This is a genomic window from Methylibium rhizosphaerae, assembly GCF_006386545.1.
In the GTDB taxonomy this organism is placed as follows: Bacteria; Pseudomonadota; Gammaproteobacteria; order Burkholderiales; family Burkholderiaceae_C; genus Pseudorivibacter; species Pseudorivibacter rhizosphaerae.
This window is the reverse complement of the sequence record NZ_SWAR01000002.1, coordinates 275,517-289,841: the sequence shown is the minus strand read 5'-3', so window position 1 is coordinate 289,841 and position 14,325 is coordinate 275,517. Positions and strand designations below refer to the sequence as shown.

The following is a 14,325-nucleotide window of genomic DNA, read 5'->3' as shown; positions in this document are numbered from 1 at the left end:
CCCGAACAGGACAGTGAAACGCCTCAGCGCCGATGATAGTGCGGATTCCCGTGTGAAAGTAGGACATCGTCAGGCTATTAACTCGCAAAACGCCCGACCAGCTGGTCGGGCGTTTTTGCTTTGGGGGCGCATCTTATTTGCCGCCGATCGAAAAGGCAGCCGCCCGGCTGCCTCGCCGCCAGCCTTATCGAGTTCTAACTACCGGCCCGCAATTCCCGACGAAGAATCTTCCCGACATTGGTCTTCGGCAGATCGTCGCGGAACTCGATGTACTTCGGCCGCTTGTAGCCGGTGAAGTTCTCCCGGCAGTAGTCGGAAAGATCCTCCTCGGCGAGCGTCGGATCCTTCTTTACGACGAACAGTTTGACCGCTTCGCCTGATTTTTCATCAGGCACTCCCACCGCCGCGCACTCCAGCACGCCCGGGTGCATGTTGACCACCTGCTCGATCTCGTTCGGATAGACGTTGAAGCCCGACACGAGAATCATGTCCTTCTTGCGGTCGACGATCCTGATGTAGCCCCGCTCGTCCATCACGCCGACGTCGCCCGACTTGAAGTAGCCGTCGGGCGTCATGACCTTCGCTGTCTCGTCGGGGCGGTTCCAGTAGCCAGCCATGACCTGCGGTCCCCTGATGCAGATCTCGCCAGGCTCACCGAACGGCAGGTCCCTGCCGTCGTCGTCACGTATCGCGATCTCCGTCGACGGGATCGGCACACCGATCGTGCCGCTGAACTCCCGCAGATCGAGTCGGTTGCTCGTGGCCACCGGTGACGTTTCCGAGAGGCCATAGCCCTCGACCACCGGGCAGCCCGTGATCCTGAGCCACTTCTCGGCTGTGGCTTGCTGGCAGGCCATGCCACCGCCGTTGGACACCACGAGTTCGGAGAAGTCGAGTCGCGCGAACTCGGGGTCGTTCGCCAGTGCGTTGAACAAGGTGTTGACCGCCGGGAACATGTTGATGCGGTACTTCTGGAGCGTCTTGATGAACCCGGGGATGTCGCGCGGATTCGGAATCAGCAGGTTCATCATCCCCAACCGCGCGCCCATCATGTAGCAGATGGTGAGCGCGAAGATGTGATACAGCGGCAGTGCGCACACCACGGTCAACGGCTTGTCGCCCAGTTGATCGAGCATGGGCTTGAACCAGGCCTCGGTCTGCAGGATGTTGGCCATCACGTTCCTGTGCAGCAGCGTCGCGCCCTTCGACACGCCGGTGGTGCCACCCGTGTACTGCAGGAAGGCCACGTCATCCGGGCCGATGTTGGGTCGCGAAAGGCTCATGCGCGAGCCCTCGGCCAGGGCCATGTTGAAGCGCGTGACGGTGCGGCCGTCGGCCAGCGGCAGCTTGTACTCGGGCACCATCTTGCGAACGTGCCGCACGACGAAGTTCACCAGCTGCCCTTTCCAGAACCCGAGCAGATCACCCATCGCCGCCAGCACCACGTGCTTCACCTGCGTCCTGTCGACGACTTCCTCGAGCGTGGTCGCGAAGTTCTCCAGGATGATGATGGCCGAGGCACCAGAGTCCTTCAGCTGATGCTCGAGCTCGCGAGGCGTGTACAGCGGGTTCACGTTCACGACCACCAACCCCGCCCGAAGGATGGCCGCGATGACCACCATGTACTGCAGCACGTTCGGCATCATCACCGCCACGCGGTCGCCCTTCTTCAGCCCCTTCGACTGAAGCCAGGCGCCAAACGCGACCGACATGTCGTCGACGTCACGGAACTTGATGCGTTGGTCCAGAAAGGCTGCAGCATCGCGTGCCGCATGCTTGCGAAATGCCTCTTCCAGCAGCGCGGTCAGCGAGGGATAGGCCGCCGAGTCGATCTCCGCTGCAACGTTGGGCGGGTAGTTCTTGAGCCAAGGTTTCTTGACGGCCATGTCCACGTTCAACTCCTCGTCGGAAAACTGAGTCCATTGTTCGTGTCGGCTTCCCGCAGCGGCTACGGTAATTGTCCTAACGGGTCGGTGTCGCCTACGTTGCTGCCTGTCGCCCGTGCGACAGATGTCTCAGCGAACAGCGCAGTGGCCAGCGCTCGTTCGCGCGTGGCAATGCATCGAAGGAAGTGCTCCGCCCCTCGCATGGCCTTGAAGGTGTCGAAGCCTGTCTCGAGAAACCGCTGCAGTTCGCTCATGCCCGCGGCGCGTGCCGGGCCGCGCATCATGCGCAGCGTGGTGCGGATCATCGGCACGCGCGTGTAGCGGTCGAGCGACTCGCCCACCGCAAGCGTCAGCGCAATCTGCTGCTCCCGCGCCTGTGGCCGCCCGGTCGCGCGCCACGCCGCTGCATAGTCGACTGCCGTCACCACGTCGCCCGGCAACCGGCGACCCATCTCGGTGTCGAGCGTCTCGGACAGGGCATGCAGCGAGGCCAGGTTCGCCACCGTGTGGACGATCTCCTGTGGGAACATCCGGCGCACCGCAGGCACGATGCGCATGAACTGCGCGTCACGCTCCTCGAAGTCCTTCGGCCCGTACAGCTCCTCGAGGAAGAACTGCGCCGCATCGCGGTGTCTCGCGTCGTTCAGTAGGTCCGCATACGTCCGGCGGAACCTCTTCTGCTGGTAGTGCTTGAGCGCCTGCACGCGCACCGCGAGGCCGGGCTCTGCCATGCGGACTGCACGCTCCGCGGAAACGATCCGCAGTTCCTGCACGATCGCGTCGGCTTCGTCGCTCTTCGGGTTCGTTGCCATCAGGGTTCACTCGGGTAAGTCAGGACGGGAAATAGGACCGCGTCCCTAGGGCGCCTGGCGCGAATGATGCAACACTGCCCGCCGATGATGACTCTGCGCGACAAGCTTCCCTCCCTCGAAAGGCGCACGCTGCTGCGCGTCGGCGCTGGCGCCGCCGTCGTGCTGGCGGTGGCCGGCGGCGGTATTGCCTACTGGCGCCCCGGCGTCAGCAAGGGGCGCCTGTCCGACAGCGGCCGCCGCATCTTCCGGGCCGTGGGCAATGCGTTGCTCGACGGCAGCCTTCCCGCGGAAGCCGCCGCCCGAGAGGCGGCACTCGCGCAGTGGCTGCAGCGGCTGGACGACACCATTGCGGCGCTTCCGAAGGCCCTCCGCGACGAACTCGCGCAACTCCTGGCGCTGCTCAACACCACGCCGGGGCGGCAATGGCTCACCGGCCTCGCCGACGACTGGTCCACCGCCAGCGTGCCGCGGATCCAGGCCGCGCTGCAGCTGATGCGCGTGGCGCCTTCGCAGGTCCGGCAGCAGGCCTATCACGCGTTGCACGAGCTTGCGAGCGCCAGCTACTTCGCGGCGCCGTCCACCTGGCACCTGATGGGATATCCCGGCCCCACCGACATCTGATGAGCAAACAACCCGACCCGATCCGCGAGGGCCTCGCCCGCGGCTGGAAAGTGCTGGGCGGCCAGCACGGTGCGCTGCCCGAGCGCATCGATTGCGACGTCGCCATCGTCGGCAGCGGCGCGGGCGCGGGCATCACCGCCGAGCTGCTCACCCAGGCGGGCCTCGACGTCGTGATCGTCGAGGAAGGCCCGCTCAAGACCAGCAGCGACTTCCGCCAGCTCGAGTCCGAGGCCTACCCGTCGCTCTACCAGGAGAGCCTGGGCCGCAAGACGGCCGACAAGGCCATCACCATCCTGCAAGGGCGATGCGTGGGCGGCTCCACCACCGTCAACTGGACCAGCTCCTTCCGCACGCCCTCGGCCACGCTGGCCTACTGGCAGCAGCATTTCGGACTCAAGGACTACACCGACGCGGCGCTGTCGCCCTGGTTCGCCCAGGCCGAGCGCCGCCTGAACATCGGCCCGTGGCTCGCCCCGCCCAACGAAAACAACGACCTCCTGAGGCGCGGTGCAATGCAGCTCGGCATCTCTGCCGCCTCCATCGCGCGCAACGTCAAGGGCTGCTGGAACCTGGGTTCGTGCGGCATGGGCTGTCCCACCAACGCCAAGCAGTCGATGCTGGTCACCACCATCCCGGCGGCGCTGGAACGCGGCGCGCTGCTGCTGGTCGAGACGCGCGCCCAGGAATTCGAGCGCACCGGGTCGCGAGTCAGCGCCCTCGTGTGCGTGCCGGTGGCCGCCGACGGCAGCGCGACATCACGCAAGACGGTGCGCATCAAGGCCCGGCACTATGTCCTGTCCGGCGGGGCCATCAATTCGCCGGCCCTGCTGCTGCGCTCCGACATCCCCGACCCGCACGACCGCCTGGGCCAGCGCACCTTCCTGCACCCGACGATCGCATCCGCTTCCCTGTTCGACCAGCCGGTCGAAGGCTGGAGCGGCGCGCCGCAAACCATCTACAGCGATCACTTCCTCGATACGCAGCCCATCGACGGCCCCATCGGCTACAAGCTCGAAGCCCCGCCACTGCACCCGGTGATCTTCGCGTCCACCGTGCCCGGTTTCGGCACCGAGCAGGCCGAGCTGCTGAGGCAGTTCCCGCGCACGCACGTGCAACTCGCGCTCTTGCGTGACGGCTTCCACCCGCAGTCACCTGGCGGGCGCGTGCAGCTGCGCAGCGACGAGACGCCGCAGCTCGACTATCCGCTCACCGACTTCGTGATGGACGGCGCCCGCCGCGCGCTCCTCAGCATGGCCGAGATCCAGTTCGCCGCCGGCGCGCGGCAAGTGCTGCCGGTGCATGAGCAGGCCGCCGTCTACAGCACCTGGTCGCAGGCCCGGGAGGGCATCGCCAGGCTGACGATGAAGCCGCTGCTCACCCGCGTGATGAGCGCGCACGTCATGGGGGGCTGCAGCATGGCTGCCGACGAGCGCAGCGGCGTGGTGCGGCCCGACGGCGTGCACTGGCAGATCGAGAACCTGTCGGTGCATGACGGCTCGATCTTCCCCACCAGCATCGGCGCCAACCCGCAGCTGTCGATCTACGGCATCGTCAACCGCCTGGCCACCGGCCTGGCCAGGCGTCTTGCCCAGCGCGATGTGGCACTGGCCTAACATCGCCCGATGCTCGCAAGACTGCAACGATTCACCACCCTCGGCCTGCTGCTGGCCGCCACCGTCTGGGCCTGGGCTTTCGCGCGCGCCGGTCATCCGGTGTGGGCCTTCGGCGGCGCTGCGCTCATCGTGTTCGGCTATGCGCTCGTGCTCGGCATCGAGTTCGTGCTGCTCGCGCACGTGAACCGCGGTGATCCGGCGGTGCCGCCGGCCAGCGCCGGCCGGCTCATCCGGGCCTGGGCCGGAGAGGCCCTCTCCGCGCCAAGCGTGTTCTGCTGGCGCCAGCCGTTTCGCACCTGGGCCGTTGCCGACCAGCCCGCAGCTGCCACCGCCGGTCGCCGCGGCGTGGTGCTCATTCACGGCTTCGTGTGCAACCGGGCCCTGTGGACCCCGGTGATGCGGCGCCTGCAGCGTGAAGGCGTGCCCTTCATCGCGGTGAGCATGGAGCCGGTGTTCGGCAGCATCGATCGTTATGCGCCCCAGATCGAAGCGGCCGTACGTGCGCTCGAGGCAGGCACCGGCCTGCCGCCGGTGCTGCTGTGCCACAGCATGGGCGGCCTGGCCGCGCGTGCCTGGCTGCGTGCCAACCAGCAGGCTGGCGGCAGCGACGACCGCGTGCACCGGGTCATCACCATCGGTTCGCCCCACCATGGCACCTGGCTGGCGCGCTGGGGCTTTGCTTCGAACACACGCCAGATGCGCCAGGGCAACCCATGGCTCGCCGAACTGGCGGCCAGCGAGACGCCGTCACGTTACGCGCGCTTCACCTGCTTCTGGGGCCATTGCGACAACATCGTCTTCCCGGCCTCGACCGCGGTGCTGCCCGGCTCCCACGCAGTGCACCTGAGCGACATCGCCCACGTCCACATGGCGTTTCACGACGAGGTGTTCAACGAGGTGCTGCGCTGGGTCGACAAGGCGGTGGCGCCTTCCGGCTCGGCGCCAGCCGGCGCCGGTGCCGCCGCGCGGACGGGAGCGTCGGCGCAGTAGGCCAGCCAGCCGATGCAGCCGGCCAGGGCCAGGTGATGCAGCGCGTGGCCGCTCGCTGCACCGTCGAGCGCGAGCATCACCGCCACGTCGGCCCATTGCAGCAGGTGCGCCACGGCAAACAGCAGCAGCACGACGAGCCAATGGGCTCCCGACATCCGTGACCCCGGCAGGCGCCAGATGCCTGCAGGCACCAGCAGCAGCGGCGAAAGGCCGATCCACAGCAAAGGTCGCAGGTCGCCGGCGCCTTCGATGTGGCGCGTGCCGGCCCACCACAGGCCGCCGAGCAGCGTGGCAGCCAGCCAGCCCAGCAGCACCGGCCGCGAGCCCCAGCGGCGGTCCACCCGTTCGGCGAGAAACACGCACAGCAGCAGCACCGAAGTGAAGCTGCGCGTCATCTGCGACAGCACGAAGCGGGTGTCGTCCGGGGCCCAGTGGTACAGGCCGCCCAGCAGGCCGGCCGGCACCGCCGCCACGAAGAACCAGCTCCACGGCCGCTTCAGGTCGGCAGGCGCGTCGAGCGCCCGCATGCGGCGCCAGCCCCACCAGCCCACCGCGAACAGCGGCAGGTGCGTCAGCACGTTCGAAGCGTTGGGCACCCAGCCCAGGGGCCGCTCGTCGGCGAACAGGTGCGCGCCCACCTGCAGCGTCACCGGCCCGAGCGCGACCAGCCCCACCAGCGTGGCCAATGCCAGCGAAGAAAGCAGTGCCATCGTGCACCGCCGCGTCAGTTCAGCAGTCATCCGCAACACTCCTGGGGCAGGGGCTCTCGCCGGCACGGAGCAAAAGCGCTGCGCGCGGCGGCATCACTGTCATCGAGTGTGGTCGGGGCCAGGCGGCGGTTCAATCACCCCGGCAGGTGCGCTCCGTTGGGGGAGCGACTCCTCCCCCATCCTGTGGAGGAGCTCCGCCCCGCCTCAGGCTGCGCTGAAGGTCCGCTCGCCCGGCAGCGTGATGCCGGCTTCGATCTGCTGCTGGCCGGACACGCGCTCGTAGATCGGCGTGAAGTCCGGGGCGGTCGCCTTGAACAGCTGCTCGAAGCTGTCGATCACGAAGTAGGTCGCCTGGTAGGTGTCGATCTTGTACTTCGTGCGCATGATGCGTTCGAGGTCGAAGCCCACCCGCTGCGGCTCGCCCGAGGTGACGCTGTAGCGCAGCTCGCCGGCACTCGACAGGATGCCGGCACCATAGGCGCGCAGGCCCTGCGGCGTGTTGATGAGGCCGAACTCCACCGTGTACCAGTACAGCCGCGCGAGGTTCTCGCAGGCATGCAGCCGGCTCGCCTTGAGACCGCCTTCGCCATAGGCCTGCATGTAGTCGGCGAACACCGGGTTGAACAGCAGCGGCACGTGGCCGAACAGATCGTGGAAGACGTCGGGCTCGACCACGTAGTCGAACTCGGCCGGCGTGCGGATCCAGTCGGTCACCGGGAACTGGCGCTTGGCCAGCAGCGCAAAGAAGGCTTCCTCCGGAATGAGCCCCGGCACGCCCACCACCTGCCAGCCGGTGGCCTTCATCAGCCGCTCGGAGATGTCGTCGAAGCGCGGAATGCGGTCAGGCGCGCCCAGCTTGCCGACGGCGTCGATGAATTCGCGGCAGGCCAGACCCTCGAGCTGCGCCGACTGCCGCGCATACAGCCGCCGGTAGGTGTCGTGGTCGGCCTCGCTGTAGCTGGCATAGCCCTGCTCGCAGGTGTAGTCGGCGCGCGCGCGGCTGTAGTCGCCGCGCGGCGGGCGATCGCCCTGCCCGTAGGTCACCGGGGCGACGCCCTGGTTGATGCCCGAATGAAAGTCCAGTTTCGTGTCCATGGTGGTCGTCGCCTTCCGGCCGTTTCAGGCCGGGTGCCGGCTCTCCAGCACGCCGCGGCGCATCTGATCGAGCTCGATGCTCTCGAACAGCGCCTTGAAGTTGCCTTCGCCGAAGCCCTGGTCGCCCTTGCGCTGGATGAACTCGAAAAAGATCGGCCCCAGCTGGTTCTCGGAAAAGATCTGCAGTAGCAGCTCGCCGGCCTTGCCGTCGATGAGGATCTTGCGCTCCTTGAGTGCCGCGACATTCTCGCCGTGGCCGGGGATGCGCTTGTCCACCAGTTCGTAGTAGGTGTCGATGGTGTCCAGCAGCTTGATGCCGCCGCCGCGCAGCGCGTCCACGGTCTTGAACAGGTCGGTCGAGCCCAGGGCGATGTGCTGGATGCCTTCGCCGTGGTACTTGTCCAGGTACTCCTGGATCTGCCCGGCCTTCTCGTTGCCCTCTTCGTTGATGGGGATGCGGATCTTGCCGCAAGGGCTCGTCATCGCCTTGCTCTTCACGCCGGTGACCTGGCCTTCGATGTCGAAGTAGCGGATCTCGCGGAAGTTGAACAGGCGCTCGTAGAAGTCGGCCCATTCGGCCATGCGGCCGCGGTGCACGTTGTGGGTCAGGTGGTCGATGTAGGTGAGGCCGTAGCCGGGCGGGTTCAGGCTGGCGCCCGGCAGCGGTTCGAAGTCGACGTCGAAGAAGCCGATGTTGCCGATCTCGCCTTCCTTCGCGCCGTTCTTGCCGCGCCAGCGGTCGACGAAGTAGATCAACGAGTCGCCGATGCCCTTGATGGCAGGGATGTTGAGTTCGCCCGGGCCGGCCTGCCCGGCATAACCCCAGGCGCCCAGGCCGACCGCGCGCTCATAGGCGGCCTTGGCGTCCTTCACCCGGAACGCGATGGCACAGATGCTGGGGCCGTGCAGGCGGGCGAAACGCTGGGCAAACGAATCGGGCTCGGCATTGACGATGAAGTTGATCTCGCCCTGGCGATAGAGCGTCACGTCCTTGTGACGGTGCCGGGCGATCGGCTTGAAGCCCATGCGCTCGAACAGCGCGCCCATGGCTACCGGGTCCGGCGCCGCGTACTCGATGAACTCGAAGCCGTCGGTGCCCATCGGGTTGTCCCAGGGGGTGAATTGCATCTGTGTCTCCGTCGTGTCCGGTGAAGAGGGGGCGGGGCCATCCCGGCGCCGCGAGAGCTTCACTTTAGGTGCTTGGATGCGCAGTTTTTCTGCAAGTTCGAGCGTGCCCCTCGCGTGTCAAGCAGGATTCCTGCAACAATTGCCCTATGTCAACACCCATCGAGCTCGACGCGGTCGATCGGCGCATCCTCCGCGCGCTCCAGGCCGACGGCCGCGCCACCTACGACCAGCTGGCCGCCACGGTGCAGCTGTCGGCCTCAGCCACCCTGCGCCGCGTCAAGCGCCTGGAAGAAGCCGGCGTCATTTCCGGCTACGTAGCCGTGGTGCCGCCCGAACGGGTGGGCTTCGGCCTCACCGCCTACCTCAACGTGCGCCTCGAAAAGCACACCGAAAGCCACAAGCGCAATCCGATGGACCTGTTCCGCGCGGCGGTGCAGACCTGGCCCGAGGTGGTGGAGTGCGTGGCCCTCACCGGCGAGATGGACTACCTGCTGCGGGTGGTCGTCGAAGACATGGGTCACTACTCGCGCTTCGTGATGGACACGCTGCTCAAGCACCCCAGCGTCGAAGACTGCAAGACCAGCTTCGTGCTCGACCGGGTGAAGGCCACCACCGTCGTCCCCGTGTAAGCCGCCGATGCGCTGGCGCTGGCGCTGGCCCCGGGTCTAGTCGCGTTTCGGGATCTGCAGCCCGCGCTGCACCGCAGGGCGGGCGAGGAAGGCAGCGAGCGCTCGCCGGACCTGCCCGAACTCGGCGAAGCCGACGAGGTCGCCAGCGCCGTAGAAGCCGATCAGGTTGTTGATCCACGGGAAGGTGGCGATGTCGGCAATGCCGTACTCGCTGCCCATGATCCATTCGCGCTGCGCGAGCCGCTGCTCCAGCACCCCGAGCAGGCGCTTGGACTCGGCCACGTAGCGGTCGCGCGGGCGCTTGTCCTCGAAGTCCTTGCCGGCGAACTTGTGGAAGAAACCCAGCTGGCCGAACATCGGCCCGATGCCGCCCATCTGGAACATCACCCACTGGATGGTCTCGTAGCGGCGGGCCGGTTCCTGCGAGATGAGCTGGCCGGTCTTGTCCGCCAGGTACAGCAGGATCGCGCCCGACTCGAACAGCGGCAGCGGCTTGCCGCCGGGCCCATTGGGGTCGAGGATGGCCGGGATCTTGTTGTTCGGGTTGAGCGACAGGAACTCCGGCGACATCTGGTCGTTGGTGTCGAAGCGCACCAGGTGCGGCTCATAGGGCAGCCCGATCTCCTCGAGGCAGATCGACACCTTCACGCCGTTGGGCGTGGGCAGCGAGTACAGCTGCAGTCGATCGGGGTGCTGGGCGGGCCATTTCCGGGTGATCGGAAAGGCGGAGAGATCGGCGCTCATCGTTTGCGGACCTTGAGTGTTGGAGGCCGCGCGATTCTCGAGGGGTGTCGGCGGCCGCGCGCCGCAGCCTCGAAAGTCCGTGTCAGGCGAGGGGCGTCGAGGCCGGCGCCTTGCAGCGTTCCAGCTGCACTGCCAGCTCGACCCAGCCCTGGCGATGCGGCACGCCGGGGTAGGGCGGCGCGGGCCAGCGCCACAGCGGCTCGGGGAACAGCGCGCGCACGGCGTGGATGTCCAGGTGATAGGGCGGCCCCTCGATGCGCCCTTGCGACGCACCTTCGCGCGGCACCTGCATGAGCAGGGCGAACAGCGAACCGCCCGGGCGCAGCCAGCGGTGCAGCTGCTGCGCATAGGCGACCCACTGGTCCGGGTGCAGGGCGCACAGGCAGGTCTGCTCGTACACCGAGTCCAGCGGCGCGGCCGGCTGCCACTGCAGCACGTCGGCCTGCACCACCTCGGCTGCGAGGCACCGGGCGGCCAGCTGCTCGCGGGCCATCGACACCGCGCCCGGGGCGTAGTCGAGGCCGGTCACGTCGAAGCCGGCCCGCGCCAGCGCCACCACCTCATGGCCGGCACCGCAGCCCGGTACGGCGATGCGCCTGCCGGCCGCGCCCAGGCTGCCGTCGGCCAGCCAAGCCAGCAGTTGAGGGCTGGGCTCGCCGCGGTCCCACGGCAGGCTGCCGCTGGCGAATCGTTGCTCCCAGAAATCGACGGTCGGGCCGGCCATGGCGACATCTCCACCCGCGCAGAGCCGCTGCGCGCTGGGCCCGAAGTCTATGCGTCCAGCGCGAGCGCCTTGGCCTGCGCCACGTGCGGCGCCACATTGAGCAGTTCGGCAATGTCGGCGAAGTCGTCGGGCAGCGCGGCGTTGTCCCAACCGTGCTGCGTGTGCCGCGCCAGCCGGATGGCCAGCATCACCGTGCGCACCTGCGGGTGCGAGGCATGCCGGTCGTCGGTGATGTGGATCAGCAGCTCGGGCAGGCGCCACACGCGCATCAGCGCCTGCTCCAGCTCGCCCAGCTCCACGTTGAGCACGCTGCGCTGCACGACGGCCGACCGCAGCGTCGGGTCGGCATGCTGGCGCTTGGCGATCTCCACCGCCAGCGACGGCGCATGGCACCACAGCAGCATCTCGGCGAAGTCGTGCAGCAGCGCCGCCTCCTGGATGATGGCCGCGTCGTTGTCCATGCGGTGCACGGCAAAGCCGAGCGCGAAGTTGGCCGCACGGTAGGCCCGCTTGAGCACGCGCTGCAGGCCGCGCAGTGCCACCGGCTGGTCCTGCAGATGCTCGTCGATGGTCTTGAGCCGGTCGAAGGCCCGGAAGAACGGGCCGATGCCCATCAGCACGATGGCTGCGGTGACGGTCTCCGCGTCGGTCACCAGCCGCGACGGGCGGTGCTTCGCCACATGCGACAGCACCTTCAGCGTCATCAGCGGGTCGCCCGCGATCGACTGGGCCAGCTGGTGCGCATCCACCGAGTCGCTCGCGTCGTTGATCTGCCGCAGCGCTTCTATCTCCTGCGCAGTGCCGGGCAGCACCGGGATCTCCGCTTCGCTGAAGCGGCGGGTCCAGGCGTTCAGGTCGGGCAGGGCTTGGGTGAGCATCGTGCGAGGAATCCTTGTCCTCGGGTTATCGGCGCGGGCCGTGGGGACTTGAGCGGCATCGCTTCACTGTGCGCCGGCGCCTGGTGGCCTGCAACCCGGTGCAAAAAAATGGGCCTGCCGCATCAGCGGCAGGCCCCGAGGTCTGGACGGCCGGCCATCGGGCCGCCGCCTTGGATCGGCTTCACAGCCGGCTCACGCCGCTGATCCACCCGGCCAGTTGGCCATTCACGTACAAGGCGCCTTCCGGTGCACCGGACTCGGCGTGGTACTCCAGTTGCGGTGCGACCGAAGGTTCGGCGGCCTGCGGTGCCGTCCTGGCGGCGGCCTGCGTCTGCTGCAGGCGCACGGCCAGGTGCAGCAGCGCTGCACTCATGCTCAACAGCGCGCTCACCAGCTGGATGCGCAGCCCTTCGGCCGGCGGGATGGCCCAGCCGGATCGTGCGGCGGGCCTGGGGGTCTGATAACTCGACAACATGATCGATAGCTCCTCTGTGGCGGCGCTCGACCTCTCGTGTGTGGGTTCGGTCGAGTCGCCCGCCGCGGTTCACGGACTGGGCGGATGCAGGCTCTTCAGTTCGCCGCGCAGCGATCGCTGGGCCTGCTGGCGCAAGGCGGATGGACTTCGCATCCCATGGCTGCCGGCCTGGCGGAATCGCGCCGGCGTGACCAGTGGATTGCGTGGCTTCTTGCCCGCGACGGTGAGGGTGGTGGTGATCTTCTTCATGTCTCGACTCCTTGATGACAGCGGCAAACACAAACGAAACGGCCCGGGCGGTGGGGAACCGTCCGGGCCGTGCCCAAAAGCAAACGGCCCGGAAAACCGGGCCGTCTGGAGATGAATGACGCAGTGTGTTCTGCGGCTCAAACTCCGGGCGCCCCGGGTGGGGTCAGGTTCTCGATCAGTGCAGACATGCCAGCCTTGGCACCAGCGGCTCCACGTCGCACGCATCGTTGCTGCAGCTTCGCGGCAGCAACGCAGGCACCGGCCGGCAGGGCCAGATGCAGCGTGTGGGTGGACGGGGCAAAGGTCGACAAAGTGAGCTCCTGATCGGCTAGGGGGTTGCGTGGCGGGTGTCGCCGCTGCGGGGACTTCTTGAAGGGGTGGTGCGGTTGGGGCACCGGGTGCAGCAGCTTGGGCGCAATGATAAACAACTCATTATCTTGCGCAAGCGTTTTTTATCCCTAGATCAAGGGTTCAGCGTTTGCGTTTCAACGGCGCCACACCCTTTTGCGTACTCGCCCAGAGATCGCGGCCGTCGTCGGCGGGTTTGGCGGGCGCCTTTTCAGCGGGCCCGGGCGGCTGTTGTGCCAGCGCGGCGGGGCTCAGCACCTCGCCCAGCAGGTCGAGCAGGCGCGCTCGCGCGCGCTCCGGGTGGCGGCGATAGAAGGTGAGCACGAGGCCCACGATGAAGCGCTCGTCGTCGTCCTGCGGCTGCGCCGGTGCGGCCGCGGCCGCTGCCACGGCCACCGAGGTGGGCGCGATGGGGGCCTTGCCAGCCGGGGCCGCGGGCCCATGCGGCTGGTCCATCCAGCCGGCGGGCTTGTGGCTCAGCTGCTCGAACTGGCGAGCCAGCCGCTCGCCGATCTGGCGTGAGCGGCTCTTGATCTGGCTCCAGTAGCTGGGCTGGATCTGCAGCCGTTCGGCAAAGCGGCGCTCGAGCCCCCGCAGCGCGGCGGCATCCGGATGCTTGACGGTGGAAGCGACGAATTCCTCGAACAGGGCGAGGGCGTTGTCGAGGCGGATGCTGGCGAGGTCCTGGGGCATGGCAAACGGCAAAAGGCCGGGCAGGGCCCGGCACTGGCCTCGATGATAAAGGCTGCTTGATCAAGCGCCGCGGCGCATACTGCGCTACCCCCAATCCAGCGAAAGAAACCAGCATGCGCCTGCGAGCCTGGATCGTCCTTGCGGTGTGCAGCCTGTCGGCCCTGGCGGCGGTCGCGGCCGAGCGCGCCATCACCAAGCAGGTGGAGCTGAATGCCAGCCTCGACCAGGCCTGGGAGGCCTGGACCACCCGCGAAGGCATCACCAGCTTCCTTGCGCCCGACGCGAAGGTCGAGGCCCGCCCGGGCGGCACCTTCAGCATCCACTTCAATCCCTATGCGCCCTCCGGCCTGAAGGGCGCCGACGACATGCGCTTCATGGCACTGCAGCCGAAGAAGATGCTGTCGTTCGACTGGAACGCGCCGCCGCACCTGCCGGAAGCCCGTGCGCAGCGCACGCTGGTGGTGCTGCGCTTCGAGCCGGTGTCCGACCGGCTCACCCGCCTGTCGCTGCATCACACCGGCTGGGGCGACGGCGGCGAGTGGGACAAGGCCTATCACTACTTCGATGCGGCCTGGGGCAACGTGCTGGCCAACCTGAAGAAGCGCTTCGACAGCGGCCCCATCGACTGGAGCGACTGGATGGCCCGGATGAAGACGCTGCAGGAGGCGGCCGATCGCAAGGCTGCCGCTGCTGCCGCGCCCGCCGCTTCGCGGCCCTGACGGCCGACCCT

General features: G+C 67.8%; 16 protein-coding genes. 5 read left to right on the top strand and 11 right to left on the bottom strand.

The features are described 5' to 3' along the window. Window positions 1–194: 194 nt before the first annotated feature. The gene (locus E8D38_RS02660) at window positions 195–1,886 is read right to left on the bottom strand and encodes a long-chain-fatty-acid--CoA ligase (RefSeq protein ID WP_140626193.1); all 1,692 of its coding nucleotides are present in this window, start codon (window positions 1,884–1,886) and stop codon (window positions 195–197) included. A gap of 62 nt (window positions 1,887–1,948) precedes the next feature. Next, window positions 1,949–2,659 carry a DUF8198 family protein gene (locus E8D38_RS02655; RefSeq protein WP_246099316.1) on the bottom strand — a complete coding sequence of 237 codons (711 nt, stop codon included), beginning with the start codon at window positions 2,657–2,659 and terminating at the stop codon, window positions 1,949–1,951. Between the two features lie 123 nt (window positions 2,660–2,782). On the opposite strand from E8D38_RS02655, the gene E8D38_RS02650 reads away from it, so the two are divergent. From E8D38_RS02650 to E8D38_RS02640, 3 genes are read left to right on the top strand one after another with little or no spacing between them, the layout of a single operon-like run. Then, on the top strand, window positions 2,783–3,319 hold the full coding sequence (locus E8D38_RS02650) for a hypothetical protein (protein ID WP_140626163.1): 537 nt from the start codon (window positions 2,783–2,785) through the stop codon (window positions 3,317–3,319). Further along, window positions 3,319–4,932 carry a GMC family oxidoreductase gene (locus E8D38_RS02645; RefSeq protein ID WP_140626162.1) on the top strand — a complete coding sequence of 538 codons (1,614 nt, stop codon included), beginning with the start codon at window positions 3,319–3,321 and terminating at the stop codon, window positions 4,930–4,932. Before E8D38_RS02650 ends, E8D38_RS02645 begins: the two co-directional genes overlap by 1 nt. Before the next feature lie 9 nt (window positions 4,933–4,941). Further along, window positions 4,942–5,922 (top strand): lipase family alpha/beta hydrolase, encoded by a 981-nt coding sequence (locus E8D38_RS02640; protein WP_140626161.1) that lies wholly within the window; start codon window positions 4,942–4,944, stop codon window positions 5,920–5,922. Here E8D38_RS02640 and E8D38_RS02635 read toward each other — a convergent pair. The 3 genes from E8D38_RS02635 to hppD all read right to left on the bottom strand — a co-directional run bounded on the left by E8D38_RS02635 (window position 5,808) and on the right by hppD (window position 8,855). Next, window positions 5,808–6,662, bottom strand: coding sequence for a hypothetical protein (locus E8D38_RS02635; RefSeq protein ID WP_181178898.1), 855 nt, complete (start codon window positions 6,660–6,662; stop codon window positions 5,808–5,810). The genes E8D38_RS02640 and E8D38_RS02635 overlap by 115 nt on opposite strands. 174 nt (window positions 6,663–6,836) lie before the next feature. Continuing rightward, entirely contained in the window at window positions 6,837–7,727 is an 891-nt protein-coding gene (gene phhA, locus E8D38_RS02630) for a phenylalanine 4-monooxygenase (protein ID WP_140626159.1), read from the bottom strand. Between the two features lie 24 nt (window positions 7,728–7,751). Further along, entirely contained in the window at window positions 7,752–8,855 is a 1,104-nt protein-coding gene (gene hppD / locus E8D38_RS02625) for a 4-hydroxyphenylpyruvate dioxygenase (RefSeq protein ID WP_140626158.1), read from the bottom strand. Between the two features lie 146 nt (window positions 8,856–9,001). On the opposite strand from hppD, the gene E8D38_RS02620 reads away from it, so the two are divergent. After that, on the top strand, window positions 9,002–9,484 hold the full coding sequence (locus E8D38_RS02620) for an Lrp/AsnC family transcriptional regulator (protein WP_140626157.1): 483 nt from the start codon (window positions 9,002–9,004) through the stop codon (window positions 9,482–9,484). Between the two features lie 36 nt (window positions 9,485–9,520). Here the strand turns inward: E8D38_RS02620 and E8D38_RS02615 are convergent, their stop codons facing one another. The 6 genes from E8D38_RS02615 to E8D38_RS02590 all read right to left on the bottom strand — a co-directional run bounded on the left by E8D38_RS02615 (window position 9,521) and on the right by E8D38_RS02590 (window position 13,595). Continuing rightward, window positions 9,521–10,228 (bottom strand): glutathione S-transferase N-terminal domain-containing protein, encoded by a 708-nt coding sequence (locus tag E8D38_RS02615; RefSeq protein ID WP_140626156.1) that lies wholly within the window; start codon window positions 10,226–10,228, stop codon window positions 9,521–9,523. Between the two features lie 82 nt (window positions 10,229–10,310). Then, a complete protein-coding gene (locus tag E8D38_RS02610; RefSeq protein ID WP_140626155.1) occupies window positions 10,311–10,952 on the bottom strand; it encodes a methyltransferase domain-containing protein in 642 nt (213 codons plus the stop codon). Window positions 10,953–10,999: 47 nt separating this feature from the next. Further along, on the bottom strand, window positions 11,000–11,830 hold the full coding sequence (locus tag E8D38_RS02605) for an HDOD domain-containing protein (RefSeq protein WP_140626154.1): 831 nt from the start codon (window positions 11,828–11,830) through the stop codon (window positions 11,000–11,002). Window positions 11,831–12,011: 181 nt separating this feature from the next. Continuing rightward, window positions 12,012–12,305 (bottom strand): hypothetical protein, encoded by a 294-nt coding sequence (locus tag E8D38_RS02600; protein WP_140626153.1) that lies wholly within the window; start codon window positions 12,303–12,305, stop codon window positions 12,012–12,014. A 69-nt stretch (window positions 12,306–12,374) separates the two neighbouring features. Next, window positions 12,375–12,554, bottom strand: coding sequence for a hypothetical protein (locus E8D38_RS02595; RefSeq protein ID WP_140626152.1), 180 nt, complete (start codon window positions 12,552–12,554; stop codon window positions 12,375–12,377). 471 nt (window positions 12,555–13,025) lie between these two features. Then, window positions 13,026–13,595 (bottom strand): hypothetical protein, encoded by a 570-nt coding sequence (locus E8D38_RS02590; protein ID WP_140626151.1) that lies wholly within the window; start codon window positions 13,593–13,595, stop codon window positions 13,026–13,028. A 113-nt stretch (window positions 13,596–13,708) separates the two neighbouring features. Between E8D38_RS02590 and E8D38_RS02585 the strand changes: the two genes are divergently transcribed. Continuing rightward, window positions 13,709–14,314, top strand: a complete 606-nt coding sequence (locus tag E8D38_RS02585) for an SRPBCC family protein (protein ID WP_140626150.1) — start codon at window positions 13,709–13,711, stop codon at window positions 14,312–14,314. Window positions 14,315–14,325 lie beyond the last annotated feature (11 nt).

What these genes read in the sequence shown, in the direction of transcription:
- E8D38_RS02660 (WP_140626193.1), bottom strand. Translation starts at nt 1,886, where the DNA reads ATGGCCGTCAAGAAACCTTGGCTCAAGAACTACCCGCCCAACGTTGCA.
- E8D38_RS02585 (WP_140626150.1), top strand. Translation starts at nt 13,709, where the DNA reads ATGCGCCTGCGAGCCTGGATCGTCCTTGCGGTGTGCAGCCTGTCGGCC.
- E8D38_RS02640 (WP_140626161.1), top strand. Translation starts at nt 4,942, where the DNA reads ATGCTCGCAAGACTGCAACGATTCACCACCCTCGGCCTGCTGCTGGCC.
- E8D38_RS02615 (WP_140626156.1), bottom strand. Translation starts at nt 10,228, where the DNA reads ATGAGCGCCGATCTCTCCGCCTTTCCGATCACCCGGAAATGGCCCGCC.
- phhA (WP_140626159.1), bottom strand. Translation starts at nt 7,727, where the DNA reads ATGGACACGAAACTGGACTTTCATTCGGGCATCAACCAGGGCGTCGCC.
- E8D38_RS02620 (WP_140626157.1), top strand. Translation starts at nt 9,002, where the DNA reads ATGTCAACACCCATCGAGCTCGACGCGGTCGATCGGCGCATCCTCCGC.
- E8D38_RS02605 (WP_140626154.1), bottom strand. Translation starts at nt 11,830, where the DNA reads ATGCTCACCCAAGCCCTGCCCGACCTGAACGCCTGGACCCGCCGCTTC.
- E8D38_RS02635 (WP_181178898.1), bottom strand. Translation starts at nt 6,662, where the DNA reads ATGACTGCTGAACTGACGCGGCGGTGCACGATGGCACTGCTTTCTTCG.
- E8D38_RS02645 (WP_140626162.1), top strand. Translation starts at nt 3,319, where the DNA reads ATGAGCAAACAACCCGACCCGATCCGCGAGGGCCTCGCCCGCGGCTGG.
- hppD (WP_140626158.1), bottom strand. Translation starts at nt 8,855, where the DNA reads ATGCAATTCACCCCCTGGGACAACCCGATGGGCACCGACGGCTTCGAG.
- E8D38_RS02590 (WP_140626151.1), bottom strand. Translation starts at nt 13,595, where the DNA reads ATGCCCCAGGACCTCGCCAGCATCCGCCTCGACAACGCCCTCGCCCTG.
- E8D38_RS02610 (WP_140626155.1), bottom strand. Translation starts at nt 10,952, where the DNA reads ATGGCCGGCCCGACCGTCGATTTCTGGGAGCAACGATTCGCCAGCGGC.
- E8D38_RS02600 (WP_140626153.1), bottom strand. Translation starts at nt 12,305, where the DNA reads ATGTTGTCGAGTTATCAGACCCCCAGGCCCGCCGCACGATCCGGCTGG.
- E8D38_RS02595 (WP_140626152.1), bottom strand. Translation starts at nt 12,554, where the DNA reads ATGAAGAAGATCACCACCACCCTCACCGTCGCGGGCAAGAAGCCACGC.
- E8D38_RS02650 (WP_140626163.1), top strand. Translation starts at nt 2,783, where the DNA reads ATGATGACTCTGCGCGACAAGCTTCCCTCCCTCGAAAGGCGCACGCTG.